The organism is Pseudomonas sp. Irchel 3F6, from assembly GCF_900187595.1.
GTDB classification, from domain to species: Bacteria; Pseudomonadota; Gammaproteobacteria; order Pseudomonadales; family Pseudomonadaceae; genus Aquipseudomonas; species Aquipseudomonas siliginis.
Genome location: NZ_FYDP01000004.1, coordinates 283,073 through 308,909, shown reverse-complemented (window position 1 = coordinate 308,909; position 25,837 = coordinate 283,073). Strand labels below are relative to the sequence as shown.

At 60.8% G+C, this 25,837-nt stretch carries 23 protein-coding genes; 7 read left to right on the top strand and 16 right to left on the bottom strand.

Annotated features, from left to right (window positions below):
- Positions 1–22: 22 nt before the first annotated feature.
- Together CKW30_RS15930 and CKW30_RS26960 are read right to left on the bottom strand one after the other, a co-directional pair.
- Complete coding sequence (locus CKW30_RS15930; RefSeq protein ID WP_016772658.1) at positions 23–1,381, bottom strand: glutamine synthetase family protein; 1,359 nt, start codon at positions 1,379–1,381, stop codon at positions 23–25.
- A 93-nt stretch (positions 1,382–1,474) separates the two neighbouring features.
- Complete coding sequence (locus tag CKW30_RS26960) at positions 1,475–1,831, bottom strand: glutamine amidotransferase (RefSeq protein WP_143497970.1); 357 nt, start codon at positions 1,829–1,831, stop codon at positions 1,475–1,477.
- Between the two features lie 278 nt (positions 1,832–2,109).
- On the opposite strand from CKW30_RS26960, the gene CKW30_RS15925 reads away from it, so the two are divergent.
- Positions 2,110–3,486: a glutamine synthetase family protein gene (locus CKW30_RS15925; protein ID WP_016772657.1), complete on the top strand. Its 1,377-nt coding sequence runs from the start codon at positions 2,110–2,112 to the stop codon at positions 3,484–3,486.
- 285 nt (positions 3,487–3,771) lie between these two features.
- Positions 3,772–4,404, top strand: coding sequence for a TetR/AcrR family transcriptional regulator (locus tag CKW30_RS15920; RefSeq protein WP_095181294.1), 633 nt, complete (start codon positions 3,772–3,774; stop codon positions 4,402–4,404).
- A 161-nt stretch (positions 4,405–4,565) separates the two neighbouring features.
- Here the strand turns inward: CKW30_RS15920 and CKW30_RS15915 are convergent, their stop codons facing one another.
- From CKW30_RS15915 to CKW30_RS15880, 8 genes are all read right to left on the bottom strand, one after another.
- On the bottom strand, positions 4,566–4,781 hold the full coding sequence (locus CKW30_RS15915) for a molybdopterin-binding protein (protein ID WP_003229256.1): 216 nt from the start codon (positions 4,779–4,781) through the stop codon (positions 4,566–4,568).
- Between the two features lie 29 nt (positions 4,782–4,810).
- Positions 4,811–5,617, bottom strand: a complete 807-nt coding sequence (gene ssuB / locus CKW30_RS15910; protein WP_095181293.1) for an aliphatic sulfonates ABC transporter ATP-binding protein — start codon at positions 5,615–5,617, stop codon at positions 4,811–4,813.
- Positions 5,614–6,396 (bottom strand): aliphatic sulfonate ABC transporter permease SsuC, encoded by a 783-nt coding sequence (ssuC, locus tag CKW30_RS15905; RefSeq protein WP_027610511.1) that lies wholly within the window; start codon positions 6,394–6,396, stop codon positions 5,614–5,616. Before ssuC ends, ssuB begins: the two co-directional genes overlap by 4 nt.
- 9 nt (positions 6,397–6,405) lie before the next feature.
- Positions 6,406–7,554 carry an FMNH2-dependent alkanesulfonate monooxygenase gene (ssuD, locus tag CKW30_RS15900; protein ID WP_016772653.1) on the bottom strand — a complete coding sequence of 383 codons (1,149 nt, stop codon included), beginning with the start codon at positions 7,552–7,554 and terminating at the stop codon, positions 6,406–6,408.
- 25 nt (positions 7,555–7,579) lie between these two features.
- Positions 7,580–8,554 (bottom strand): sulfonate ABC transporter substrate-binding protein, encoded by a 975-nt coding sequence (locus CKW30_RS15895; RefSeq protein WP_095181292.1) that lies wholly within the window; start codon positions 8,552–8,554, stop codon positions 7,580–7,582.
- An 89-nt stretch (positions 8,555–8,643) separates the two neighbouring features.
- Positions 8,644–9,237 carry an NADPH-dependent FMN reductase gene (gene ssuE, locus CKW30_RS15890; protein WP_095181291.1) on the bottom strand — a complete coding sequence of 198 codons (594 nt, stop codon included), beginning with the start codon at positions 9,235–9,237 and terminating at the stop codon, positions 8,644–8,646.
- A gap of 315 nt (positions 9,238–9,552) precedes the next feature.
- Positions 9,553–10,191, bottom strand: coding sequence for a peroxiredoxin (locus CKW30_RS15885; protein ID WP_041476878.1), 639 nt, complete (start codon positions 10,189–10,191; stop codon positions 9,553–9,555).
- 292 nt (positions 10,192–10,483) lie between these two features.
- Positions 10,484–11,842: an OprD family porin gene (locus CKW30_RS15880; RefSeq protein WP_095181290.1), complete on the bottom strand. Its 1,359-nt coding sequence runs from the start codon at positions 11,840–11,842 to the stop codon at positions 10,484–10,486.
- Positions 11,843–12,206: 364 nt separating this feature from the next.
- Between CKW30_RS15880 and tauA the strand changes: the two genes are divergently transcribed.
- Complete coding sequence (gene tauA / locus CKW30_RS15875; RefSeq protein ID WP_095181433.1) at positions 12,207–13,196, top strand: taurine ABC transporter substrate-binding protein; 990 nt, start codon at positions 12,207–12,209, stop codon at positions 13,194–13,196.
- A gap of 133 nt (positions 13,197–13,329) precedes the next feature.
- Here tauA and argA read toward each other — a convergent pair whose 3' ends face one another.
- Positions 13,330–14,631, bottom strand: coding sequence for an amino-acid N-acetyltransferase (argA, locus tag CKW30_RS15870; RefSeq protein ID WP_016772647.1), 1,302 nt, complete (start codon positions 14,629–14,631; stop codon positions 13,330–13,332).
- 262 nt (positions 14,632–14,893) lie between these two features.
- On the bottom strand, positions 14,894–16,048 hold the full coding sequence (gene argE / locus CKW30_RS15865) for an acetylornithine deacetylase (RefSeq protein ID WP_095181289.1): 1,155 nt from the start codon (positions 16,046–16,048) through the stop codon (positions 14,894–14,896).
- A gap of 156 nt (positions 16,049–16,204) precedes the next feature.
- Here argE and CKW30_RS15860 point away from each other — a divergent pair, with 156 nt between their 5' ends.
- Positions 16,205–17,575 (top strand): inorganic triphosphatase, encoded by a 1,371-nt coding sequence (locus tag CKW30_RS15860; RefSeq protein ID WP_095181288.1) that lies wholly within the window; start codon positions 16,205–16,207, stop codon positions 17,573–17,575.
- Between the two features lie 181 nt (positions 17,576–17,756).
- Here the strand turns inward: CKW30_RS15860 and CKW30_RS15855 are convergent, their stop codons facing one another.
- The gene (locus tag CKW30_RS15855; RefSeq protein ID WP_024014730.1) at positions 17,757–18,221 is read right to left on the bottom strand and encodes an Lrp/AsnC family transcriptional regulator; all 465 of its coding nucleotides are present in this window, start codon (positions 18,219–18,221) and stop codon (positions 17,757–17,759) included.
- Between the two features lie 126 nt (positions 18,222–18,347).
- Between CKW30_RS15855 and CKW30_RS15850 the strand changes: the two genes are divergently transcribed.
- The 3 genes from CKW30_RS15850 to CKW30_RS15840 all read left to right on the top strand — a co-directional run bounded on the left by CKW30_RS15850 (position 18,348) and on the right by CKW30_RS15840 (position 20,949).
- Positions 18,348–18,686, top strand: coding sequence for a hypothetical protein (locus CKW30_RS15850; protein ID WP_095181287.1), 339 nt, complete (start codon positions 18,348–18,350; stop codon positions 18,684–18,686).
- A gap of 92 nt (positions 18,687–18,778) precedes the next feature.
- On the top strand, positions 18,779–20,563 hold the full coding sequence (locus tag CKW30_RS15845; protein ID WP_095181286.1) for a GspE/PulE family protein: 1,785 nt from the start codon (positions 18,779–18,781) through the stop codon (positions 20,561–20,563).
- 65 nt (positions 20,564–20,628) lie between these two features.
- Complete coding sequence (locus tag CKW30_RS15840; RefSeq protein WP_172667868.1) at positions 20,629–20,949, top strand: DUF2388 domain-containing protein; 321 nt, start codon at positions 20,629–20,631, stop codon at positions 20,947–20,949.
- Positions 20,950–21,080: 131 nt separating this feature from the next.
- Here CKW30_RS15840 and gcvP read toward each other — a convergent pair whose 3' ends face one another.
- From gcvP to gcvT, 3 genes are all read right to left on the bottom strand, one after another.
- On the bottom strand, positions 21,081–23,954 hold the full coding sequence (gene gcvP / locus CKW30_RS15835) for an aminomethyl-transferring glycine dehydrogenase (protein WP_095181285.1): 2,874 nt from the start codon (positions 23,952–23,954) through the stop codon (positions 21,081–21,083).
- A gap of 236 nt (positions 23,955–24,190) precedes the next feature.
- A complete protein-coding gene (gene gcvH / locus CKW30_RS15830; protein ID WP_095181284.1) occupies positions 24,191–24,574 on the bottom strand; it encodes a glycine cleavage system protein GcvH in 384 nt (127 codons plus the stop codon).
- 47 nt (positions 24,575–24,621) lie between these two features.
- On the bottom strand, positions 24,622–25,704 hold the full coding sequence (gcvT, locus tag CKW30_RS15825) for a glycine cleavage system aminomethyltransferase GcvT (RefSeq protein ID WP_095181283.1): 1,083 nt from the start codon (positions 25,702–25,704) through the stop codon (positions 24,622–24,624).
- Positions 25,705–25,837: the final 133 nt, after the last annotated feature.

Sequence of the window (25,837 nt, the reverse complement as noted above, 5' to 3'; positions counted from 1 at the left end):
GCTGGCCGCCGCGCCCGGCGTATCAGACGGCGAAGAGCAGGTACTCACGCTCCCACGAACTGATCACGCGCTTGAAGTTTTCATGCTCGGCGCGCTTGACCGCGACGTAGCCGGTGATGAAGGTCTTGCCGAGATACTTCTCGATGGTCGCGCTGTTTTCCATACGCTCCAGCGCGTCTTCGATGGTCAGCGGCAGGCGCAGGTTGCGGCGCTCGTAACCACGGCCGACCACTGGCGCGCTCGGGTTCAGGCCCTCAACCATGCCGATGTAACCGCAGAGCAGGCTCGCGGCGATCGCCAGGTACGGGTTGGCGTCGGCGCCCGGCAGACGGTTTTCCACGCGCCGGTTCTGCGGGCCGGCATCCGGTACGCGCAGGCCGACGGTACGGTTCTCTTCGCCCCACTCGACGTTCACCGGTGCCGATGTGTCCGGGAGGAAGCGGCGGAACGAGTTGACGTTCGGCGCGAACAGCGGCAACAGCTCGGGGATCAGCTTCTGCAAGCCACCGATGTGGTGCAGGAACAACTGGCTCATGGTCCCGTCTTCGTTGGAGAAAACGTTCTTGCCGGTCTGAATGTCGATGATGCTCTGGTGCAGGTGCATGGCGCTGCCCGGCTCGCCGGTCATCGGCTTGGCCATGAATGTCGCAGCGACATCGTGCTTGAGCGCGGCCTCGCGCATGGTGCGCTTGAACACCAGAATCTGATCGGCCAGCGACAGGGCATCACCGTGACGGAAGTTGATTTCCATCTGCGCGGTGCCGTCTTCGTGGATCAGCGTGTCGAGGTCCAGCTCCTGCAATTCGCACCAGTCGTAGACGTCTTCGAACAGCGGGTCGAATTCGTTGGCCGCTTCAATGGAGAACGACTGCCGGCCGATTTCCGGACGGCCCGAGCGGCCGATCGGCGGCTGCAACGGATAGTCGGGGTCGTCGCTGCGCTTGGTCAGGTAGAACTCCATTTCCGGCGCCACGATTGGCTGCCAGCCCTTGTCGGCATACAGCTTCAAGACTTTCTTGAGGACGTTGCGTGGCGACAGCTCGATCGGGTTGCCTTGCTTGTCGTAGGTGTCGTGGATCACCTGCGCGGTCGGCTCGATGGCCCACGGCACCAGGTACACGGCGTTCTGGTCGGGGCGGCAGATCATGTCGATGTCGGCCGGGTCGAGCAGTTCGTAATAGATGTCGTCTTCGACGTAGTCGCCGGTCACGGTCTGCAGCAGCACGCTCTCCGGCAGACGCATGCCTTTCTCGGCGATGAACTTGTTGGTCGGCGAAATCTTGCCCCGGGTGATCCCGGTCAAGTCGCCGATCATGCATTCGACTTCTGTGATCTTGCGGTCTTTCAACCAATCGGTGAGCTGGTCGAGGTTGTTACTCATAAATGCCTCTGGGCTGAGTCTCCTGACGCGATGTCAGGCAATTTTGACGCTTGCGGCGTCGCGTTAAAGGGGGCTTGCTCGCGCAGTGCCGGCTTACGCCTGGCACCGCGCATAGACAATGAAAGAGGAGCTTACCTGCCCTTGACGCTGGCGTTGCATTTCCCGTGCACTTTGCAAACGTGCAGAATCAAAAGCACGGCGCCAAGTGCGGCACGGGCTTTGAGCGGGAAAGAGTTCTATAGTGGAAGGAGACGCCATAAAGCGGATGCTGTGCCCGACGTCCAGAATATCGGACGCTGCCGTTTTGCCGGATGTTGACGAGAGTCTCGTCGACAGGCTGCGCGCCTTGCTGGCTGCGCTACGGACGGATTGATCGCCACTGATGTGATGAGCATGCAGACCGGACTGTTGCGAGCAGTCGGTGATGCCGATTAACGGCAGGCGAGACATGAAGCACCCCGGTATTATTGCTGTTATGGGTTTGACCGGAGCTTAGCCTTGTTCATTTTTTTACACAACACCCCCGTAAAAAATACAACACGGCCTGCTCAAGCCCGCAGCTGAGCAACGTTCAAGGTTTGAAAAAACGCCCCAAAGTGCCCCATAAATGCCCTTCAAGCGCTTTTTCGGGGCAAAAAAGGCCTCGCTTGACTTCGGCAGGCCGTTCGGGTTGACTGAAACCAGAAAAGATCAATGATTGATATTTTTAACAACAAAGGTGTTGCATCATGTCGGTACCCCCGCGTGCCGTTCAGCTTAACGAAGCGAACGCGTTCCTTAAGGAACATCCTGAGGTTCTGTACGTTGACCTTCTGATTGCGGATATGAATGGTGTGGTGCGCGGCAAGCGCATCGAACGCACCAGCCTCCACAAGGTTTACGAGAAAGGCATCAACCTGCCGGCCTCTCTATTTGCTCTGGATATCAACGGCTCCACGGTGGAAAGCACCGGTCTGGGCCTGGACATCGGCGACGCCGATCGTATCTGCTATCCGATCCCCGATACCCTGTGCAACGAGCCATGGCAGAAGCGCCCGACCGCGCAGCTGTTGATGACCATGCACGAACTCGAAGGCGATCCGTTCTTCGCCGATCCCCGCGAAGTGCTGCGCCAGGTGGTGACCAAGTTCGACGAGCTCGGCCTGACCATCTGCGCCGCCTTCGAACTCGAGTTCTACCTGATCGACCAGGAAAACGTGAACGGCCGTCCACAGCCGCCACGCTCGCCGATCTCCGGCAAACGCCCGCACTCGACTCAGGTCTACCTGATCGACGACCTCGACGAATACGTCGACTGCCTCCAGGACATTCTGGAAGGTGCCAAAGAGCAAGGCATCCCGGCCGACGCGATCGTCAAGGAAAGTGCCCCGGCGCAGTTCGAAGTGAACCTGCACCATGTCGCCGACCCGATCAAGGCCTGCGACTACGCGGTCCTGCTCAAGCGTCTGATCAAGAACATCGCCTACGACCATGAAATGGACACCACCTTCATGGCCAAGCCGTATCCGGGCCAGGCGGGCAATGGTCTGCACGTACATATTTCGATTCTGGACAAAGCCGGCAAAAACATTTTTGCCAGCGAGGATCCCGAGCAGAACGCCGCGCTGCGTCACGCGATCGGCGGTGTGCTCGAGACCCTGCCGGCGCAGATGGCTTTTCTCTGCCCGAACGTCAACTCCTACCGTCGCTTCGGCGCGCAGTTCTACGTACCGAACTCGCCATGCTGGGGCCTGGACAACCGCACCGTGGCGATTCGCGTACCGACCGGCTCTGCCGATGCCGTACGTATCGAGCACCGCGTGGCCGGCGCCGACGCCAACCCGTACCTGCTGATGGCTTCGGTACTGGCCGGCGTGCACCACGGCCTGGTCAACAAGATCGAACCGGGCGCGCCTGTCGAAGGCAACAGCTACGAACAAAACGAGCAGAGCCTGCCGAACAACTTGCGCGATGCCCTGCGCGAGCTGGACGACAGCGAGGTGATGGCCAAGTACATCGATCCGAAGTACATCGATATCTTCGTCGCCTGCAAGGAAAGCGAGCTGGAGGAGTTCGAACACTCCATCTCCGACCTTGAGTACAACTGGTATCTGCATACCGTTTAAACGGTTTGCAGCTTCAAAAAAACGCCGTTGGCTGACTCAGCCAGCGGCGTTTTTTTATGTCCAACCACAAAACCTGTGGCGAGGGGATTTATCCCCGTTGGGTTGCGAAGCAGCCCCAAATCCATCCCACTCGGTGTGTCAGGAATACCCGGCTCTCAGGGTTTACGACTGCTGCGCAGCCGAACGGGGCGGTGCGACGTTTCGCTAAATCCCCTCGCCACAGGGTACTGGCAGACAACACCTGAACCGCCTCGTACAATGCCCGCTGCCCCGCAGGAGACTTCCATGACGCGTCCCGCCACCGTCCGCAAACCCCGTGCCCGCAGTCAGGCGCGGATCGATTCGATCCTCGATGCCGCGCGCACGTTGCTGGCGGCGGAGGGCGTGGCCAGTCTGTCGATTTACAGCGTGGCCGAGCGCGCGCAGATTCCGCCCTCCTCCGTGTATCACTTTTTCGCCAGCGTCCCGGCGCTGCTCGAAGCGCTGACCGCCGATGTCCACGCAGCCTTCCGCGCTTGCCTGCAAGCACCGATCGATCATGATGCCTTGCGCGACTGGCGAGATCTGTCGCGACTGGTCGAACAGCGCATGCTCGAGATCTACGATCAGGATGCCGCCGCACGGCAATTGATTCTGGCGCAACATGGCCTGACCGAAGTCACCCAGGCCGACCGCCAGCACGATCTGGAACTGGGCGACCTGATGCACAAGCTGTTCGACCAGCATTTCGAGTTGCCGAGGCTGCCGGACGATGTCGATGTGTTTGCCCTGGCGATGGAACTGGGCGACCGGGTCTATGCACGTTCGGTGCAGCAGCACGGGCAGATCACCCCGCGCATGGCCGAGGAAGGGATGCGCGTGTTTGATGCCTATATCGGGTTGTACCTTCCGCCGTATCTACCCAAAAGAAATCTCTAGCGCATGCACCGGCCCTTTCGCGAGCAGGCTCGCTCCCACATTTGAAATGCGTTCCCCTGTGGGAGCGAGCCTGCTCGCGAAAGCCGCGCCGCCGAATCCGCGACAGGCACAAAAAACCCCGCAGGGCTCACACCCTCCGGGGTTGTTTTTTGCTCACCGGCTCACAACTTGGCGATGGACACCTCGGTGGATTTCACAAAGGCGATCACCTCACTGCCGACCACCAGCTCCAACTCTTTCACAGAACGGGTGGTGATCACCGAAGTGACGATGCCCGAAGCGGTCTGCACGTCGATTTCCGACAGCACGTCGCCGAGGACGATTTCCTTGATCGAGCCTTTGAACTGGTTGCGCACGTTGATGGCTTTGATAGTCATGGCATTGATTCCTGTCGTTGATAAAGGTGTTATTGCGCCCAGCGCAGTTGCGTAGGCAGGGGTGAAACGGGTTCCGGCGCCGGCGGTTCGCCGGGCAGGGACAGAACACGGTTGAGCACTTCGGTTTCCAGTGCGGCGAGGCGATGCGAGCCACGCACCCTGGGGCGCGGCAGTTCGACGTGCAGGTCGAGGCCAACTTCGCCGTCCTCGATCAGGATCACCCGATCGGCGATCGCCACCGCTTCACTGACGTCATGGGTCACCAGCAGCACGGTAAAACCGTGTTGCTGCCAGAGCCGTTCGATCAGTTGCTGCATCTCGATGCGGGTCAGGGCATCCAGTGCGCCGAGCGGTTCGTCGAGCAGCAGCAGACGCGGCTGGTGAATCAGCGCCCGGGCCAACGCCACGCGCTGCTTCTGGCCACCGGACAATGCTGCCGGCCACTCATTGGCGCGATCTGCCAGGCCCACTGCTTCCAGTGCATCCAGCGCTTGCTGGCGCCAGTTGCCCTTGAGGCCGAGACCGACGTTGTCGATGATCTTTTTCCACGGCAGCAGCCGCGCTTCCTGGAACATCAGCCGCGTATCGTCGCGCGCCTGGCTGAGCGGCGCGGAACCGGCCAGCAGCTCGCCGCCAGTCGGTTGATCGAGGCCGGCGAGCAGGCGCAAAAACGTGCTCTTGCCACAACCGCTGCGCCCGACCACGGCGACAAACTGCCCCGCCGGAATGTGCAGATCGATGTCGCGCAACACTTGGCGTGAGCCGAAGGTTTTCTGCAGGTTGCGCACCGCCAGCGGTATCCCGCGCAGCAGGCGTGGAGGTTGTTGAGCAGTCATGCCGCACCTCCCTTGGCAACCTGATAGGCCGGATGCCAGCGTAGCCACACGCGCTCAAGTCCCCGCGCGGCGAGGTCGGCGAGTTTGCCGAGCACCGCGTAAAGCAGGATCGCCAGCACCACCACGTCGGTCTGCAAGAACTCGCGGGCGTTCATCGCCAGATAGCCGATACCGGAGCTGGCCGAGATCGTTTCAGCGACGATCAACGTCAGCCACATGAAGCCCAGGGCGAAGCGCACGCCGACCAGAATCGACGGCAACGCACCCGGCAGAATCACCTGCCAGAACAGGCTGAAACCGCTCAGACCATAACTGCGCGCCATCTCCACCAACGCCGGGTCGACGTTGCGGATGCCGTGGTAAGTATTGAGGTAAATCGGGAACAAAGTGCCCAGCGCCACGAGGAAAATCTTCGCTGACTCGTCAATGCCGAACCACAGGATCACCAGCGGAATCAGCGCCAGGTGCGGCACGTTGCGGATCATCTGCACCGAGCTGTCGAGCAGGCGTTCGCCCCACTTCGACAGGCCGGTGATGAAACCCAGCACCAGACCGATGCTGCCGCCGATGGTGAAACCGAGTGCTGCGCGCCAGCCGCTGATCGCCAGGTGTGTCCAGATCTCGCCGCTGCGCACCAGACTGACACCGGCTTCGATCACCGCCACCGGTGCCGGCAGAATCCGCGTCGACAACCAACCGGCCGACACCGACAACTGCCACACCGCCAGCAGCAACACCGGCAACGCCCAAGGCGCGAGGCTGTGGATAAATTTGTTCATGGCCGCGCCTCAGCTCTGCGACGCGGCTTTGGGCAGGATGTCGTTGGCGACCATCTCGCCGAACGGGCTGACATAACCGGCGCTCTTCGGCAGTTCCGGGCGCTCGACGTCGAGGTGTGGGAACAGCAACTCGGCCACGCGATACGATTCTTCGAGGTGTGGATAACCGGAGAAGATGAAGGTGTCGATGCCCAGATCCGCATATTCCTTGACCCGCGCTGCCACGGTCGGGCCATCGCCGACCAGCGCGGTACCGGCACCGCCGCGCACCAGACCGACGCCGGCCCAGAGGTTCGGGCTGACTTCAAGGTTGTCGCGGCTGCCGCCGTGCAGCGCGGCCATGCGTTGCTGGCCGACCGAATCGAAGCGCGCCAGCGAGGCCTGGGCACGCTGGATGGTGTCGTCGTCCAGGTGCGAGATCAGCCGATCCGCCGCCTGCCAGGCTTCGGCGTTGGTTTCACGGACGATCACATGCAGGCGAATGCCAAAGCGTACGGTGCGGCCGAGCTTGGCAGCTTTGGCACGCACTTGTGCGATCTTCTCGGCCACCGCGGCCGGCGGCTCGCCCCAGGTCAGAACCATCTCGACCTGCTCGGCCGCCAGATCCTGCGCCGCTTCCGAAGAGCCACCGAAATACAGCGGCGGACGCGGTTGCTGGATCGGCGGATACAGCAGCTTCGCGCCTTTGACGCTGATGTGCTCGCCGTCGTAATCGACGGTTTCGCCTTCCAGCACACGGCGCCAGATGCGGGTGAATTCCACCGAGGCTTGATAGCGTTCCTCATGGTTGAGGAACAGACCGTCGCCGGCCAGTTCTTCCGGGTCACCACCGGTGACCAGATTGAACAGGGCACGCCCGCCGGACAGACGATCCAGCGTCGCAGCCTGGCGCGCCGCGACCGTCGGGGAAATGATCCCGGGGCGCAGGGCGACGAGGAATTTCAGACGCTGGGTCACCGGAATCAGCGAGGCCGCGACCAGCCATGAGTCTTCGCAGGAACGCCCGGTGGGTATCAGCACACCGCCAAACCCCAGACGATCCGCCGCTTGCGCGACCTGTTGCAGATAACCGTGATCAACCGCGCGGGCGCCTTCGGCGGTGCCAAGGTAATGGCCGTCGCCGTGGGTCGGCAGGAACCAGAAGATGTTGAGGCTCATGGAGTGGTCTCCTTGTGGATTCGAATTACTGGGCTTGGGAGCTTTGGGCCACAGCGGCCGGCGGGGTCCAGATCACATCCTTGATGCTCAACGGCTTGGGAATCAGCTTGAGCTGGAAGAACGTGTCGGCGATTTTCTGTTGCGCAGCGACCACTTCCGGGGTCAGGAACAGCGCGCCGTAGCCCTGGCGTTTCACCGAGGTCAGGGTGATGTCCGCCGGCAGGCCAAGCAGTGGCGCGACCTGTTGCGTCACGTCTTCGGGATTGGCTTTCGACCATTCACCAACCGCGCGCACCTCTTCGACGAGGGTCTTGATCACCTCGGGATTTTTCTGCGCGTAAGGTTTTGTGGCCAGATAGAACTGGTGGTTGTCGACGATGCCTTTGCCGTCACGCAGGGTGAGCGCTTGCAGTTGTTTCTCGGCAGCGGCCTGATACGGATCCCAGATGACCCAGGCGTCAACGCTGCCACGTTCGAACGCAGCGCGGGCATCGGCCGGCGGCAGGAACACGGTCTGAATATCGCTGTACTTGAGGCCGGCGTCTTCCAGCGCGCGCACCAGCAGGTAGTGGACGTTGGAGCCTTTGTTCAGGGCGACTTTCTTGCCTTTGAGATCGGCCACCGATTTGATCGGCGAGTCTTTCGGTACGAGGATCGCTTCGCTGTTCGGTGCTGGCGGTTCATAGGCGACGTAGAGCAGATCCGCGCCAGCGGCCTGGGCGAAAACCGGTGGAGTTTCGCCGGTCACGCCGAAATCGATCGAGCCAACGTTGAGGCCTTCGAGCAGCTGCGGGCCGCCGGGGAATTCCGTCCATTGCACGTCGACGCCTTGCGCCGCCAGACGTTTTTCCAGCGTGCCTTTGGCTTTGAGCAGCACCAGCGTGCCGTACTTCTGATAACCGATCCGCAATGTCTCGGCTTGAGCTTGGGTGATGGCGCCGAAGGTGACAGCCGCAGCAAACAGAGCGACCAGACCACGACGCAAAAATACAGTGCGCATAGCGCTCTCCTTTTTGCTGTTGGGTTGTGGCTGCACCTGCTTGCCCGTTGGCGGGCGAGTAAGGCCAGTACTTCAAATTTCGATGAGGCTTAAATGCTCCAGCGAGCACTCAACAAACGTTCGTTCAGCAGGCCTGGCTCCAGCGGTTTCGGCCGGCGCGCCATGGCGCCGATGAACTGATCCAGGGCCTCGTGTAACCGTTGCTCCAGGGCAGGCGCCAGTTGCGCGGCGGCACTGCCTTCGCCATAAGCGATCTGGCTGTCCTCGGCGAAAATACCCTGAAGCATTTCCTGCGCTTTGAGTGCCGACAGCACGGGCTTGAGGGCGTAATCGACCACCAGCATGTGAGCGATGCTGCCGCCCGTGGCCATCGGCAAGACAATCTTGTGGTTCAAGGCACGCTCGGGGAGCAGATCCATCAGGGTCTTCAGCGCACCGGAAAACGAGGCCTTGTAAACCGGCGTGGCGATCAGCAGGCCATCGGCGTTTGCGATCTGTTGCAACAAGTCGAGGACCTTCGGACTGTCGAAGCGCGCGTGGAGCAGATCCTCGGCCGGGAAGTCCCGCACCTGATAACTCACCACTTCCACCCCTTGCTGTTGCAACCAGCGTTGCGAACGCTCCAGCAGCACCCCGGAACGGGAGCGCAGGCTGGGGCTGCCACCGAGTGAGACGACCAGCATTGCAGATTCCTTTAAGCGTTACAGGCGATTCGCAGGCTGCGATCTCGCTTCAATGGCAGTGACCTTACCAGCTGATTTATATATCCATAAATCATATTTATTCATTTGGTTATGCGTTTAAGAAATATGAAGATAAGCAGAATCCAGGCGAAAAAAAAGGCCGTCGAAACGGCCGAAATTCCCCTGCGTTGTGATTCTGGATTCTCAAGTGCCTGGACTGACGCCTTCGCGAGCAGGCTCGCTCCCACAGGGGAATGCATTGCAAATGTGGGAGCGAGCCTGCTCGCGAAAGCGGCGGTGACTGCACCACAAATCTTATTTGTTCGGCTGCGGCGTCAGGCGCAGGTACGGCTTCACCGCGCGATAACCTTTGGGGAAGCGCTGCTTTATCTCGTCCTCATCCTTGAGCGACGGCACGATCACCACTTCTTCACCGTCCTGCCAGTTAGCCGGTGTGGCGACTTTGTAGTTGTCGGTGAGTTGCAGCGAGTCGATCACCCGCAGAATCTCGTGGAAATTACGCCCGGTGCTCGCCGGGTAGGTGATGGTCAGACGGATCTTCTTGTTCGGGTCGATGACGAACAGTGAACGCACGGTCAGCGTGTCATTGGCGTTCGGGTGGATCAGGTCGTAGAGATCGGAGACCTTGCGATCGGCATCGGCCAGGATCGGGAAGTTGACGATAGTGTTCTGGGTTTCGTTGATGTCCTCGATCCACTTGTGGTGCGAGTCCACCGGGTCAACCGACAGCGCGATGGCCTTGACGCCGCGTCGGCTGAATTCATCCTTGAGCTTGGCGGTGAAACCCAGCTCGGTGGTGCACACCGGAGTGAAGTCCGCCGGATGGGAAAACAGCACGCCCCAGCTATCGCCCAGCCATTCGTGAAAACGAATCTTGCCGGCGCTGGAGTCCTGTTCGAAATCGGGGGCGATGTCGCCGAGTCTGAGGCTCATGGTGCTGCTCCTGATGAGGGATGGGAGGCAACAACTGTAGCTCGGGATCGATCAGCGTGAAAAAGAATAAATAACTAGATATCTAGATCATTAATGAATATTAAACATCTGTTCATTGGACACCGACCCGCATCGCGACGAACATCCAACGCAAGGTTCGAGAAGGCCTTGAGTTGCAGCAAAGAGGGAAATCGAGAAGGGCTTACGGGGGTGAGCCTGACTCGAAACGCAAAAGCCCCGTCCGGCGCGATGCCGGACGGGGCTTTTTTTTGCTTCAGTTGCTCGAGCGCTATTACAGCAGCGGGATCGAGTAGCTGAGGATCAGGCGGTTTTCGTCCTGGTCGCGTTGACCAGCGATGTCGGTGCGCCACGAAGCGTTTTTCCACATGAAGCCGACGTTCTTCAACGGGCCTTCCGGAACCACGTACGCCACGGTCAGATCGCGTTCCCACTCGGAAGCGCCATTGGAGGTTTGCACACGACTCGCGTAGGTATCGACATTGTCGCCACGCAGGTAAACCATGCCTGCGGTCAGGCCAGGCACGCCAACCTTGGCGAAGTCATAGGAGTAACGTGCTTGCCAGGTGCGCTCGCCGGCACGGTTGAACTTCTGGATCTGCATGTCGGTGATGGTGTAGTTCGACGAACCGTCGCCCTGGTTCAGCCAAGGGAAGTCGCTGCTGCCGTTGCTCACCTGATAGCCGCCACCAAAGGTGTGACCGGCAACGGTGTACAGGAACAGGCCGCTGTACAGATTGTTGTCGACCTTGCCTTTGCCGTTACCCAGCGAACTGTTGCCGTAGGCACCGTTGCTGAAATAGGCAGATTCATCGCCATTACGGCCGTCGTCGGAGCTATTGAAGTAACGGAAGTCGGACTTCAACACACCTGGACCGATCGACCAGTTATGCACCAGACCCAAGAAATGCTGCTTGTAGAAGTTTTCCAGATTGCCGTAGTAGTACTGGGCAGTCAGGTCCTTGGTGATTTTGTAATCACCACCGGCGTAGATGAACTTGTTGCTGTTCGCGGTGCGTGCGTTTGCACCACCGATCGACAGCTGTTCATTGTTGCTGGAGTTACGACCTTTCACGTGCTCGATCTGGCCACCGACCAGAGTCAGGTCCTTGATCTCGCCGGAAGTGATCTGGCCACCCTGCCAGGTTTGCGGCAGCAAACGACCGTCGTTGGTGACGATGACCGGGTTCTTCGGCTGCAGAGTACCCAGCTTCAGTTCGGTCTGGGAGATCTTCGCTTTGGCTGTCAGGCCCAGGCTGGAGAAGTTATCAACTGCCTGACCGTTGGATTCGCTTGGGAAAACAGTGCCGCCGTAAGCAGTGCCTGGGGTGCCGTTGGAGGCAACGTTACCGTTGGTGCCGCCGCCCGAATCCAGACGTACGCCCAACAGGCCGATGGCATCGATACCGAAGCCGACAGTGCCTTGGGTGTAACCGGAAATGAAACGCAGATCGAAGCCTTGGCCCCACTCTTCGTTGCGGCTTGGTTCGGCAGTGCCGTTACGGTTGTCAGTGTTGATGTAGAAGTTACGCAGACCCAGAGTAGCCTTGCTGTCTTCGATGAAACCGGCGGCGCCTGCCTGCTGCGCCATAACCCCAACGGCCACAGCCAGGGCCAAGGTGGACTTGTTCATGTATCGCTCCTCTCGTTCTAATTCTTGTGTTCCTGGTTCGGGGTCGATTGGCCCTGAATCCTAAGATCCCCGATTAGCGCCAGACCGTGACTGCCAAGTCAATCGTAACCTTGTATGTCTACGACCATCGTCTAATCGCGAGTGATTTGGTCCCTGCAGCGTAAAGACTTCCTGATAATCCCAAAAAGAATTTATTCGTTCTTTTTCATGCCATTCAGGTATATGGCCCATTAATGGCCATCCGCGCCGGGAAACAGCGTATCGGCGCCTAAGCTCATTCCTAAATGGTATTTGTTGACCTTTTTTTAGATCGATTAGCTTTGCCGTGCTCCCAACACGGCAAATCCCATCGAAAAGGCGACGCATCATGGCGAAACGCGCACTATCAAGTCAATTTGTTACAGTTTGTGTGTCGGCACTGTTTTCTTTTTCCACACATGCCGCCGGTCTGACGGTCGGTTACCAGACCGGGATCGATCCGAGCAAAGTGCCGCAGGCCGATGGTGTCTATGAAAAAACCATCGGCGAGAAGATCGACTGGCGTCGTTTCAACAGCGGCCCGGAAGTCGTCACTGCCATTGCTTCTGGCGACGTACAGATCGGCAACCTTGGCTCAAGTCCCCTGGCAGCAGCTGCTTCACGCAATCTGCCGATCGTGGCGTTCATCGTTTCGGCACAGATCAATGCCGCCGAAGCATTGGTGGTGCGCAACGGCAGCGGCATCGACAAACCGCAGGACCTGATCGGTAAAACCATCGCCACACCGTTCGTGTCCACCTCGCACTACAGTCTGCTTGGGGCGCTGAAGCACTGGGGCCTGAATACCTCGCAAGTCAAAGTGGTCAACCTGCAACCGGCGGAAATCGCCGCCGCGTGGAAGCGTGGCGACATTGACGGGGCCTTTGTCTGGTCGCCGGCGCTGGGCGAGATCCGCAAGACCGGCAAGACCCTGACCGACGCCGCCCAGGTCGGCCAGTGGGGTGCGCCGACCTTTGAGGTGTGGGTGGCGCGCAAGGACTTTGCCGAGAAGCATCCCGAGATCGTGGCCAAGTTTGCCAAGGTCACCCTGGAGTCGTTCGCTGATTACGCCGCACACAAAGACAGCTGGACGGCCGACTCGGTGCCTGTGCAGAAAATCGCCAAATTGACCGGTGCCAACGCAGCAGATGTGCCGGAACTGCTGGCCGGATCGGCGTTCCCGGATGCCAAGGCGCAGCAAAGCACGGCGCTGCTGGACGGCGGCACCGCCGAGGCCATTGCCGAAACGGCGAAATTCTTGAAGGAACAGGGCAAGGTCGAGACAGTGCTGGCGGATTATTCGCCGTACGTCAGCGCCAAATTCATCACTGACTGAATGCAGAAAGTGGCGAGGGGATTTATCCCCGTTGGACTGCACAGCAGTGCCCCAGCGATTCCAAGTGAAACCACAGGGGGCCGCTACGCGACCCAGCGGGGATAAATCCCCTCGCCACAGACCTCGCTGTTGTTCAGAGGGTCTTTTCGAAGATCTTCGAATTGCGCTGATAGTTGTACAGCGACGCCCGCGCCGCTGGCAGGCGTTCCACGCTGCTTGGCTCGAAACCGCGCTCGCGGAACCAGTGCGCGGTGCGCGTGGTGAGTACGAACAGGGTTTTCAAACCCTGCGCCCGCGCGCGGGTTTCGATGCGTTCGAGCAACTCGTCGCCGCGTCCGCCGTGGCGGTATTCCGGATTCACCGCCAGGCACGCCAGTTCGCCGGCATCGGAATCGGCAATCTGATACAGCGCCGCACAGGCGATGATCATGCCTTCGCGCTCGACCACGCTGAACTGCTCGATCTCGCGCTCCAGCACTTCCCGCGAGCGGCGCACCAGAATGCCTTGCTCTTCCAGCGGACTGATCAGGTCGAGCAAACCGCCGACGTCTTCAATCGCCGCTTCGCGCACCAGTTCGAACTGCTCTTGCGCCACCAGCGTACCGCCACCGTCACGGGTGAACAGTTCGGTTAGCAATGCGCCGTCTTCGGCGTAACTGACGATATGACTGCGCGCCACGCCGCCACGGCAGGCTTCGGCGGCGGCATCGAGCAATTCCGCTTGATAGTTGCTCATGCCCAGACGCTGCAAATGTGCCGGCACTTGTTGCGGGCGCAGTTCACGTACCAGTTTGCCGTTCTCGTCGATCAGGCCGAGCTCGGCGCCAAACAACAGCAGCTTGTCCGCGCCCAGATCAATCGCGGCGCGGGTGGCGACGTCTTCGCAGGCAAGGTTGAAGATTTCGCCGGTCGGCGAATAGCCCAGCGGCGACAGCAATACGATCGAGCGCTCGTCGAGAAGGCGGTTGATGCCCTTGCGATCAACCCGACGCACTTCACCGGTGTGGTGATAGTCGACACCTTCCAACACACCGATCGGCCGCGCGGTGACGAGGTTGCCGCTGGCCACGCGCAGGCGCGAGCCCTGCATCGGCGACGAAGCCATGTCCATCGACAGCCGCGCTTCGATGGCGATGCGCAACTGGCCGACCGCATCGATCACACACTCCAGCGTCGCGGCATCGGTGATGCGCATGCCGTGATGGTAATGCGGGGTCAGGCCACGGGCGGCGAGGCGGGTTTCGATCTGCGGGCGCGAGCCGTGCACCAGCACCAGACGCACGCCAAGACTGTGCAGCAAGACCAGGTCGTGGACGATGTTGCCGAAATTCGGATGCTCGACGCCGTCGCCGGGCAGCATGACGACGAAGGTGCAATCGCGGTGGGCATTGATGTATGGGGACGCGTGGCGAAGCCAATTGACGTATTCGGGCATGAACCTGGGCCTGTAATAAAGAGCAGCCGAAAAAAGGGGCGAAACGAAAAACGCACAGCGGGCTGATGGTTATCGTCGGAACAGGCTTGGCGACACGCGCGCTCTCCTCATGAATACGGGTTGGGGTGCAGGCAATTTACCGGGTTGATGCAAGACATCTAACCCTGTGGGAGCGAGCCTGCTCGCGAAAGCGGTGGATCAGGTTCATCAATGGCGACTGACAAAACGCTTTCGCGAGCAGGCTCGCTCCCACACAGGGCCGTCATCGTTCGTCTGTCGTCAGGCAGTAATGTTCAATCAACTGCCGAATCAGATGCACGGTAGGCTGCAAACGTGACATTTCAAGGTACTCGCCGGGTTGATGCGCGCAGGCAATGTCGCCGGGGCCGAGGACGATGGTTTCGCAGCCGAGGCGCTGAAGATAAGGCGCTTCGGTGCCGAACGCTACTGCTTCGGCGCGATGGCCGGTGAGCTTTTCAGCGATGCGCACCAGTTCGGCATCTTCGGACTGCTCGAACGGCGGCACTTCCGGGAACAGCGGTTTGTAATCGATTTTCACCTTATGCCGCTCGGCCACCGGGTTGAGCTTGCGCAGGATTTCCGCGCGCAGCAGGCTCGGGTCCATGCCCGGCAGCGGCCGCAGGTCGAATTCCAGCGAGCACTGGCCGCAGATGCGATTGGGATTGTCGCCGCCATGAATGCAGCCGAAGTTCATCGTCGGTTGCGGCACGCTGAACTGTGGGTTGCTGAATTCACGCTGCCACAACAGACGCAGACCGCGCAGTTCGCCGATGGCATCGTGCATCGCTTCAAGGGCGCTGTGGCCCAGGCGCGGATCCGACGAATGGCCGCTCTGCCCGAGGATGTCGATGCGCTCCATCATGATGCCTTTGTGCATGCGAACCGGCTTGAGCCCGGTCGGCTCGCCGATCACCGCCGCGCGGCCCAGCGGCTGCCCGGCCTCGGCCAGTGCGCGGGCGCCGGACATCGAGCTTTCTTCGTCGCAGGTGGCGAGGATCAGCAGCGGTTGCTTGAACGGCTGATCGAGCAGCGGCCGCACGGCTTCGATGATCAGCGCGAAGAAGCCCTTCATGTCACAACTGCCCAGCCCGACCCAGCGACCGTCGACTTCGGTGAGCTTCAGCGGGTCGGTCTGCCACAACGCGTCGTCATAAGGTACGGTGTCGCTGTGCCCGGCCAGCACCAGGCCGCCGGGGCCGCTGCCGATACTGGCAAGCAGATTGAATTTGCCGGGGCTGACCTGCTGGATATCGCAGCTGAAACCCAGGTCACCGAGCCAGCACGCCAGCAGATCGATGACGGCGCGGTTGGACTGGTCCAGGTTCGGTTGGGTGCAGCTGACCGATGGCGCGGCAATCAGCGCGGCGAACTGGTCTTGCATGGACGGCAATGGCATCACTGACTCCAGGTCCCGGATTGAGGCCCACTATAGAACCATCCGGCGCGCGGAATAAACCGCCGCAGGGCGTAGGAACTTTGACTCCTGTACACTGCACGGCCTTGGCAGCCACACATTCCCCCGGCTGCGCTCCCGATTCTGGATGTTCCGGCCATGCAAAAAGAAACTGAAATCAAACTCCGCGTCAGCCGCGAAACCCTCGCTGCCCTGCGCGAGCACCCGCTGCTGAAGAAACGCAACAAAAGTGGCTGGGAACGCCGTGAGTTGATGAACCAGTACTTCGACACCCCCGAGCGCGACCTCGCCCAGGCCAAGGTCGCCCTGCGCCTGCGCAAGGACGGTGACGAAGTGATTCAAACTCTCAAGACCCGCGGCCAGAGCGTCGCCGGTCTGTCCGAGCGTAACGAGTACGACTGGAAACTGCCGAAAGCCAAGCTCGACGTGAAGAAACTCGACGGCGAATGCTGGCCCGAGTCGCTCGCCGAGCTGGACAAGAAAACCCTCAAGCCGATCTTCACCACCGATTTCGTCCGCGAGCGCGCCGAAATCGCCTGGGGCCGTGGCAAGACCAAAGTGGTTATCGAGGCCGCGCTGGATCTCGGCCACGTAGTGGTCGGCAAACAGAAAGAAGAAATCTGCGAACTGGAACTGGAATTGCGCGAAGGCGAGCCTGCCGCGTTGCTGGAACTGGCTGCCGAACTGGCCGAAACCCTGGCGCTGATGCCATGCGATATCAGCAAGGCCGAGCGTGGTTATCGCCTGCACGACGCCAACAGCTACTCGCTGAGCCTGCCAGCGCCGCAGCTGACCAGCGAAACCCGTCTCGACGACGCCTTCGCCGCGCTGAGCTGGCATCTGCTCGGCAGCAGCCAGCGTCTGGCCGAACAATATCGCTTCAACGGCCACTGGCGTCTGCTGCAGGACTGGGTCGAGAACCTCGCGGAAATGCGCGCCCTGCTCAGCAGCCTCGGCCAGGCCGCGCCGCGTCAGTCGACCCACGATTTGCGCGTGGCCCTCGATGCCTTGCTGGAAGACTGGCGTCCACTGGTACAGGTCGGCATCGAAGACGAAGACGTGCGCAAGGCCGCGCCCGAGCAGTTCCTCGAAGAGCTGGAAGACCCGCGCTGGGGCCAGTTCTCGCTGCACGCTTCACGCTGGCTGCTGGCCCGCACCTGGACCGCCGACCGCAATACTCGCGGTAATCGTCAGGGTGACGCGCAACTGCACAGCTGGCTGCCGCGTCTGCTCGGCGAAGAAGCCACTGCTCTGCAGCTGCAACGCTATCAGCAGCAGCCGGAAGATCTTGCTGAACAACTGCCGCGTATCGAACGCATTCAGGTCTGGTTGCACCATGCGCGCAACGTGCTGGACATCCCGGAAATGGATCGCCTGTACGGTGAGCTGAACAAACTGGCGCAACTGGCCAACGAGCCGACCATCACCGACGAACTGCTCGATGCGCGCAAGCATCAGGCAATTGCGGTGTACCAGAACCGCGCCTGGAAAATCCTCCTGCGCAGCTAAACACCTTCCCACCTGATCGTTCCCACGCTCTGCGTGGGCACGCCTCAATGGACGCTCTGCGTCCGCTTTGGGACGCAGAGCGTCCCGGGCTGCATTCCCACGCGGAGCGTGGGAACGATCAAGCAGGGTCTGCTGCGCAGCCCAGCGGGGATAAATCCCCTCGCCACAAAGGCCATCCGCACTAGACCGGCAGGCTGGTGGTGGACTTGATTTCAGAAAGCGCCACGATCGAATTCACTTCCTGTATCCCCGGCACCAGCGACAGCTTTTCGAAAAAGAACCGCTCGTACGCCTCAATGTCCGCCGCGACTATGCGCAACATGAAGTCCACCGCACCCATCAGCACATAACACTCCAGCACTTCCGGAAAGCCGCGAATCGCCTCGGTGAATTCAGTGAAGTTCGAACGCCCATGAGCGTTGAGTTTGATCTCGGCAAAGATCTGCGTGTTCAGGCCGATCTTCTTGCGATCCAGCAAGGTCACCTGACCGCGAATAATGCCCTCCTCCTTCATCCGCTGAATCCGCCGCCAGCACGGCGATTGCGACAAGCCGACCTGCTCGGCGATCTGCGCGCTCGACAGCGAAGCGTCTTCCTGGAGCAAGGCGAGGATCTTGCGGTCGTAGGCGTCCAGCTCGCTGTGCATAAAAAATCCTCAAAGATCAGCTTTCACGAATCAACTCTTTCGATAAATCCGTTCAGACGCCGATCATAGCCAAGAAATACCCCGCACCGAATGTAAAAATTTCTCCAGTGATTTTGGAGACTCGCCATGCCGCACCTTGAAGCCGTGAACAGCACCCCCACCCGCGTCGATGTCTGGAACGTCAACAACGCTCACTGCCTGGCGCAGTACCGGATCCTCGCCGAGGCCGAGCCGGATCTGCTGGTGCGGGTGCTGAATCTGTTCGCTTTGCAGTTTCTGACGCCGGAGCAGGTCAACGTCCAGCGCCAGGACGATCTGCTGTCGATCGACCTGCTAATGGGCGGCCTGAGCTGGCATCGCGCGCAAGTGATCGCGGGAAAACTGCGCAACCTGATCAGCGTCTGCGCGGTGGACCTGCACAACGCCGACGCCGCGTGGCAAGCGCCCGCCCAGGCTGCCGGCTGACAAATCCGGCAACGGCTTCGTCGGGTAGTGGCCCAACGGTCAGCAGAGCCACGACTATCCTTTTGCGCATGACGCTTAAAAAGGAAAGCCGCATGTCCGTTCAATTTGTCACTCAGGACCGCTGGCTGGACCTCAACGATGTATTACGGGAACTGGTCGCCCAAGGCTTCATCTGCCAGGACGCGGCGGAACAGGCGCTCAATGCCCGCCGTCGCCATGCTGCTCACGGGCAGATGCATCCGCTGGAATTCATCGCCAGCCAGCAACTCGACGACCTCAGCCGTCCGGGCAAATATCTGGATCTGGAAAGCCTGACCCTGTGGCTGGCGCAACAGGCCGGTCAGCCGTATTTGCGCATTGATCCGCTGAAAATCAATGTCGCGGCGATCACGCCGCTGATGTCCTATGCCTTCGCCCAGCGCCACAAGATTCTCGCCGTCGCCGTGGACCGCGATTCGGTCACCGTGGCCAGCGCTCAGCCCTACGTCAGCGGTTGGGAAGCCGACCTGACCCACGTGTTGAAGCTGCCGATCAAACGCGTTGTGGCCAACCCGGTCGACATCCAGCGCTTCAGCGTCGAATTCTTTCGTCTGGCCAAATCGGTCAGCGGCGCCAGCAATGCCGACGCCCAGGGCGGCAACCTCGGCAATTTCGAACAACTGCTCAATCTCGGCGCCAGCGACCAGGAACCGGACGCCAACGACGCGCACATCGTCAACATCGTCGACTGGCTGTTCCAGTACGCCTTCCAGCAGCGCGCCAGCGACATCCACATCGAACCGCGCCGTGAGCACGGCACCGTGCGCTTTCGCATCGACGGCGTGTTGCACAACGTCTATCAATTCCCGCCGCAGGTGACCATGGCGATTGTCAGTCGCCTGAAAAGCCTCGGTCGCATGAACGTCGCGGAAAAACGCAAACCCCAGGATGGCCGGGTCAAGACCAAGACCCCGGACGGCGGCGAAGTGGAGTTGCGTTTGTCGACCTTGCCGACGGCGTTCGGCGAAAAAATGGTCATGCGGATCTTCGACCCGGAAGTGCTGCTGAAAAATTTCGACCAGTTGGGTTTCAGCGCCGACGACCTGCGGCGCTGGCAGGACATGACCCGCCAGCCCAACGGCATCATTCTGGTCACCGGGCCGACCGGTTCGGGCAAGACCACCACCCTGTACACCACGCTGAAAAAACTGGCGACGCCGGAGGTCAACCTCTGCACCATCGAGGACCCGATCGAAATGGTCGAGCCGGCCTTCAACCAGATGCAGGTGCAGCACAACATCGAACTGACCTTCGCCGCCGGGGTGCGCGCGCTGATGCGGCAGGACCCGGACATCATCATGATCGGCGAGATCCGCGATCTGGAAACGGCCGAAATGGCGATTCAGGCCGCACTCACCGGCCACTTGGTCTTGTCCACCCTGCACACCAACGATGCACCGAGCGCCATCAGCCGTTTGCTCGAACTCGGTGTGCCGCATTACCTGATCAAAGCCACCGTGCTCGGCGTTATGGCTCAGCGTCTGGTGCGCACCTTGTGCCCGCACTGCAAGGCGCCACTGACGCTCGAGGATGAAGACTGGCAAACCCTGACCCGGCCCTGGCAAGCGCCGCTGCCGAGCAATGCGCAGCGAGCGATCGGTTGCCTGGAATGCCGCGACACCGGCTATCGCGGCCGCGCCGGGGTCTACGAAATCATGCAACTGAGCGACAGCCTCAAAGCGCTGATCACCCCGGATACCGACCTCACCGCGATCAGGCGTCAGGCATTCAAGGAAGGCATGCGCAGCCTGCGCCTGTCCGGCGCGCAGAAAGTCGCGGCGGGGCTGACCACGGTGGAAGAAGTGCTGCGGGTGACGCCGCAAAGTGAGTTGAAATAATTCAGCACGGAACTGGATCGGGGGATCGGCTATCCAACGCCGTAGTCAATCCCAGGAGTCACCTCATCATGCGTCTCAAACTTGCTGTCGCCACCTTGGCCCTGCTGTCGCTTCCCGTTGGTTCGGCCATGGCGGACAGCTTTTGGCGTAACGTCATCTCCTCCGGTGCCACCACCGGCTCGACCTACCTGACGTTCAAGGATCACAAGCTGATCGTCGCCGCCCAGGACGACGCCGGCAGCTTCGTCGCCAGCGACGGCGGCATCCGTGGCCCGTACCTGGAAGCAGCCATGCAGAAAGTCCGCGCCGACAACCCGGGCCTGCAGGCTTCGGACATGGAACTGGCGAACGCGATTCTGGCGAAGAACGCCGTGGCTTCCGAGTAAGCCTCGCACCCTCAAAAATGCCGCTCGATCGAGCGGCTTTTTTTTTTGCGCCAGAATCAAAAGATCGCAGCCTTCGGCAGCTCCTACCTTTGGAATGCATTCCTACTGTAGGAGCTGCGATCTTTTGATCTTCAGCGGTAATCATCCACCGGCACGCAGGCGCAATACAGATTTCGATCGCCGTAGACGTTATCCACCCGATTCACCGCCGGCCAATATTTGTGCAATCGGGTGTGCGCATCCGGGGTAATGCCCTGTTCGATGCTGTACGGCCGTTCCCAGATCCCAGTGACATCGGCCAGCGTATGCGGCGCGCGTTTGAGCGGGTTGTCTTCGCCCGGCCAGTTGCCCTTCTGCACTTCATTGATCTCGGCGCGAATGCTCAGCATCGCCGCGATGAAGCGGTCGAGCTCTGCCTTGGACTCGCTCTCGGTCGGCTCGACCATCAACGTACCCGGTACCGGGAAGGACATGGTCGGCGCGTGGAAGCCGTAATCCATCAGACGCTTGGCGACGTCCTCCTCGCTGATGCCGGTCTGAGCCTTCAGTGGGCGCAAATCAAGAATGCATTCATGCGCCACCCGGCCGTTGCGCCCGGCGTAAAGCACCGGGAATGCCCCGGATAGATGCTGCGCCAGATAATTTGCCGCCAGAATCGCCACCTCGCTGGCGTCCGCCAGTTGCGGGCCCATCATGGCGATGTACATCCAACTGATCGGCAAAATGCTCGCACTGCCCCACGGTGCTGCGCTGACTGCGCCGTTCTGCGCCAGCGGCCCGTCAATCGGCACCACCGGATGGTTGGCGACGAACGGCGCCAGATGCGCACGAACGCCGATCGGCCCCATGCCCGGCCCGCCGCCGCCATGGGGAATGCAAAAGGTCTTGTGCAGGTTCATGTGCGACACGTCGGCGCCGATGTCCGCCGGTCGGGCGAGACCAACCTGGGCATTGAGATTGGCGCCATCCATGTACACCTGGCCGCCGTGCTGGTGGATCACTGCGCAAATTTCGCTGATGCCCTCCTCGTAAACGCCATGGGTCGACGGATAGGTCGCCATCAGGCACGACAACCTGTTCCCGGCCTCGGCGGCTTTCAGCTGCAAATCATCCAGATCGACGTTGCCCGCCTCATCGCATTCGACAATGACAACACGCATTCCGGCCATCTGCGCCGAGGCCGGGTTGGTGCCATGGGCCGATGACGGAATCAGGCAGATATCCCGCGCGCCCTCCCCCCGGCTCTCGTGATATTTACGGATCGCCAAAAGCCCGGCGTATTCGCCCTGGGCGCCGGAGTTGGGCTGCATGCAGATCGCATCGAAACCGGTAATCGCGCAGAGCCAACGCTCAAGCTCTTCGATCATCAGCGTGTAACCGACAGCCTGCTCCCTCGGCACAAACGGATGCAGATGGGCGAACTGCGGCCAGGTGATCGGGATCATTTCGCTGGTGGCGTTGAGCTTCATCGTGCACGAGCCCAGCGGGATCATCGATTGGTTGAGCGCCAGATCCTTGTTTTCCAGCTGTTTGAGATAACGCAGCATCTCGGTTTCGCTGTGGTGAGCGTTGAACACCGGATGTTGCAGGTACGGCGTGCTGCGCTGGAGTTCGTCGGGAATTCCCGAGGCGATGTCCTCCGCATCAAGCGCATCAACGCTCAGGCCGTGATCGGCGCCGAGCAGCACGTCGAACAGTTTTGCCACGGTGTATTCATCACAGGTCTCATCCAGACTCAGACCGACGCGGCCGCGACCGAGAATGCGCAGGTTGATCTGCGCTGCCTGAGCACTTTCGATGATCGCCGTTTGCGCACCGCCGACCTCCAGGGTCAGGGTGTCGAAGAACTGCTCGTTGAGCCGTTTGATACCGTTGCGCTCGAGTCCCGCCGCGAGGAGGCAGGTCAGGCGATGCACGCGCTGGGCGATACGCTTCAAGCCTTCGGGGCCGTGATACACCGCGTAGCAACTGGCGATATTGGCCAGCAATACCTGCGCTGTGCAGATGTTCGAATTGGCTTTCTCGCGGCGGATGTGTTGCTCGCGGGTTTGCAGGGCCATGCGCAGCGCGACGTTGCCACGAGCATCTTTCGATACACCGATAATTCGTCCCGGAATCGCCCGTTTGTATTCTTCACGACTGGCGAAAAACGCCGCGTGCGGGCCGCCATAACCCATCGGCACACCGAAACGCTGGGACGAACCGAACACCACGTCGGCACCCAACTCACCCGGCGGCGTCAGCACCAGCAGGCTGAGCAAATCAGTGGCGACGCAGGCCAGGGCCTGTTGCGCGTGCAGGTGGTTGATCAAGGGTTTGAGATCGCGGATTTCGCCGTGGGTGTCGGGGTATTGCAACAGCGCGCCGAACACCTCGTGCTGCGCCAGGTTATCCACCGCGTCGACGACCAGCTCGAAGCCGAAACCTTCGGCGCGGGTCTGCACCACGGAGAGGGTTTGCGGATGGCAGTTTTCATCCACAAAAAACAGATTGCTCTTCGACTTCGCCACGCGCCTGGCCAACGCCATGGCTTCGGCCGCTGCGGTGGCCTCATCGAGCAGCGAGGCGTTGGCCAGTTCCAGGCCGGTGAGGTCGATGGTCAGCTGCTGAAAATTCAGCAGGGCTTCGAGCCGGCCCTGGGCGATCTCTGGTTGATATGGGGTGTACGCGGTGTACCAGCCGGGATTTTCCAGCACGTTACGCAGAATGACGGTCGGCGTGACGGTGCCGTGATAACCCATGCCGATCAGGCTGGTGAACAGCTGATTCTGCTCGGCATAACCGCGTAGTTTCGCCAGCGCAGCCTGTTCGTCGAGTGCCGGCGGCAGATCCAGTGCGCGATTGAAGCGAATCCCCGGCGGCACGGTCTGCTCGATCAGCTCGGCACGACTGCCCAAGCCCAGGCTGTCGAGCATCGCCTGCTGCTCGGCGGCATCCGGGCCAAGGTGGCGGCGCAGAAAGGCTTCGGGATCGCGTAACTGGCTCAGGGACGGCGACTGGGACATGACGGGCTCTCCTGGCTGGCGCTTGGCGTCAATCGACACGGTCAAACCAGCATAGCAGGCGAATTTTCAAGATCACGCCGCCCCTGTGGGAGCGAGCCTGCTCGCGAAAGCGGTGTTTCAGAAACCTTGGCATTGACTGATATGGCGCTTTCGCGAGCAGGCTCGCTCCCACAAAGGGATATTCGTCGCCCATAAAAAAGCCCCGACGAATCGGGGCTTTGGGTGTTGCCGGCAACTTACTCGCCGATTGCAGCCTTGTACCCAGCAGCATCCAGCAGCTTGTCCAGCTCGGCCTTGTCGCTTGGCTGGAGCTTGAAGATCCACGCGCCGTACGGGTCATTATTCAGCTCTTCTGGCGAGTCGGTCAGCGCCTCGTTGATCGCGATGACTTCACCGCTGACCGGGGCGTAGATGTCGGAGGCGGCTTTCACCGACTCGACCACGCCGGATTGATCACCGGCGGCGAACACCTTGCCGACTTCGGTCAACTCGACGAACACCACGTCGCCCAGCGCTTCCTGCGCGTGATCGCTGATGCCCACGGTGACGGTGCCGTCGGTTTCCAGACGCGCCCATTCATGACTTTCGGCAAAACGCAGTTCGGCAGGGATATCGCTCATCTTCGGTTCCTCGGAAATTGGTCAGCGGTCATGCCCGCCAGAAAAGGTTAGATCAAGGTTTTGCCATGGCGCACGAAGGTCGGTTTGACCACCCGTACCGGGTACCACTTGCCACGGATTTCCACTTCGGCGCGGTCGGCGGTTGCCATCGGTACACGCGCCAGGGCAATCGATTTGCTCAGCGTAGGAGAGAAACTACCACTGGTGATCTCCCCTTCGCCAACATCGGCGATGCGAACCACTTGGTGAGCGCGCAAAACCCCACGTTCCTCCAGCACCAGACCGACCAGTTTGTGCGCCACGCCGGCGGTTTTTTCCGCCTCCAGCGCCGCGCGGCCGATGAACTGCCGCGAGGCCGGCTCCCAGGCGATGCTCCAGGCCATGTTCGAGGCCAGCGGTGAAACGTCCTGATGAATGTCCTGACCGTACAGGTTCATTCCGGCCTCGACACGCAAGGTGTCGCGAGCGCCAAGGCCGATCGGCGAAATACCGGCACCGACCAGGTCGTTGAAGAAACCCGGCGCCTGATTGGCCGGCAGGCAGATTTCCAGGCCATCCTCGCCGGTGTAACCGGTACGCGCGATGAACCAGTCGCCGTCGATGGCGCCTTCGAAAGGTTTGAGTTGCTGGATCAGCGTGGCGCGCGACTGGGTGACCAGTTCGGCAATCTTGTGCCGGGCCTGCGGGCCTTGGATGGCAAGCATCGCCAGCTCGGCGCGCTCGTGCAGTTGCACGTCGTAGGCGCCGAGCTGGGCGTTCATCCAGGCCAGATCCTGATCGCGGGTCGAGGCGTTGAACACCAGCCGGTACGCGTCGTCGAGGCGATAGACGATCATGTCGTCGACGATGCCGCCGCGCTCATTGAGCATGGTGCTGTACAACGCCCGGCCGGGGCGGTGCAGACGTTCGACGTCGTTGGCCAGCAAATGCTGGAGCCAGGCCTTGGCCTGGGCGCCGGTGACATCGATCACGGTCATATGGGAAACATCGAACACCCCGCAATCGCGGCGCACTTCGTGGTGCTCCTCGACCTGCGAGCCGTAATGCAGTGGCATGTCCCAACCGCCAAAATCGACCATCTTCGCGCCGAGCGCGAGGTGCAGGTCATACAGAGGCGTACGCTGTCCCATGGGTTTCTCCTTCCGGGCGTGGCGAGGGTGCGGACCGCCGCTATACGGCTGAAAGCCTTGATGGATAAGGCTTGCAGCCGATTCCAGCGCACGGGTCTGTCAGACGAACCGCACCGAATGCCGCGCATTGTAG

What these genes read in the sequence shown, in the direction of transcription:
- ssuC (WP_027610511.1), bottom strand. Translation starts at nt 6,396, where the DNA reads ATGAACAAATTTATCCACAGCCTCGCGCCTTGGGCGTTGCCGGTGTTG.
- CKW30_RS15855 (WP_024014730.1), bottom strand. Translation starts at nt 18,221, where the DNA reads ATGCACAGCGAGCTGGACGCCTACGACCGCAAGATCCTCGCCTTGCTC.
- CKW30_RS15915 (WP_003229256.1), bottom strand. Translation starts at nt 4,781, where the DNA reads ATGACTATCAAAGCCATCAACGTGCGCAACCAGTTCAAAGGCTCGATC.
- argA (WP_016772647.1), bottom strand. Translation starts at nt 14,631, where the DNA reads ATGCCCGAATACGTCAATTGGCTTCGCCACGCGTCCCCATACATCAAT.
- gcvT (WP_095181283.1), bottom strand. Translation starts at nt 25,704, where the DNA reads ATGGGACAGCGTACGCCTCTGTATGACCTGCACCTCGCGCTCGGCGCG.
- CKW30_RS15850 (WP_095181287.1), top strand. Translation starts at nt 18,348, where the DNA reads ATGCCGCACCTTGAAGCCGTGAACAGCACCCCCACCCGCGTCGATGTC.
- gcvH (WP_095181284.1), bottom strand. Translation starts at nt 24,574, where the DNA reads ATGAGCGATATCCCTGCCGAACTGCGTTTTGCCGAAAGTCATGAATGG.
- CKW30_RS15885 (WP_041476878.1), bottom strand. Translation starts at nt 10,191, where the DNA reads ATGAGCCTCAGACTCGGCGACATCGCCCCCGATTTCGAACAGGACTCC.
- CKW30_RS15930 (WP_016772658.1), bottom strand. Translation starts at nt 1,381, where the DNA reads ATGAGTAACAACCTCGACCAGCTCACCGATTGGTTGAAAGACCGCAAG.
- ssuD (WP_016772653.1), bottom strand. Translation starts at nt 7,554, where the DNA reads ATGAGCCTCAACATCTTCTGGTTCCTGCCGACCCACGGCGACGGCCAT.
- CKW30_RS15845 (WP_095181286.1), top strand. Translation starts at nt 18,779, where the DNA reads ATGTCCGTTCAATTTGTCACTCAGGACCGCTGGCTGGACCTCAACGAT.
- ssuB (WP_095181293.1), bottom strand. Translation starts at nt 5,617, where the DNA reads ATGACTGCTCAACAACCTCCACGCCTGCTGCGCGGGATACCGCTGGCG.
- argE (WP_095181289.1), bottom strand. Translation starts at nt 16,048, where the DNA reads ATGCCATTGCCGTCCATGCAAGACCAGTTCGCCGCGCTGATTGCCGCG.
- CKW30_RS15895 (WP_095181292.1), bottom strand. Translation starts at nt 8,554, where the DNA reads ATGCGCACTGTATTTTTGCGTCGTGGTCTGGTCGCTCTGTTTGCTGCG.
- CKW30_RS15925 (WP_016772657.1), top strand. Translation starts at nt 2,110, where the DNA reads ATGTCGGTACCCCCGCGTGCCGTTCAGCTTAACGAAGCGAACGCGTTC.
- CKW30_RS15880 (WP_095181290.1), bottom strand. Translation starts at nt 11,842, where the DNA reads ATGAACAAGTCCACCTTGGCCCTGGCTGTGGCCGTTGGGGTTATGGCG.
- CKW30_RS15860 (WP_095181288.1), top strand. Translation starts at nt 16,205, where the DNA reads ATGCAAAAAGAAACTGAAATCAAACTCCGCGTCAGCCGCGAAACCCTC.
- gcvP (WP_095181285.1), bottom strand. Translation starts at nt 23,954, where the DNA reads ATGTCCCAGTCGCCGTCCCTGAGCCAGTTACGCGATCCCGAAGCCTTT.
- CKW30_RS15920 (WP_095181294.1), top strand. Translation starts at nt 3,772, where the DNA reads ATGACGCGTCCCGCCACCGTCCGCAAACCCCGTGCCCGCAGTCAGGCG.
- CKW30_RS26960 (WP_143497970.1), bottom strand. Translation starts at nt 1,831, where the DNA reads ATGTCTCGCCTGCCGTTAATCGGCATCACCGACTGCTCGCAACAGTCC.
- ssuE (WP_095181291.1), bottom strand. Translation starts at nt 9,237, where the DNA reads ATGCTGGTCGTCTCACTCGGTGGCAGCCCCAGCCTGCGCTCCCGTTCC.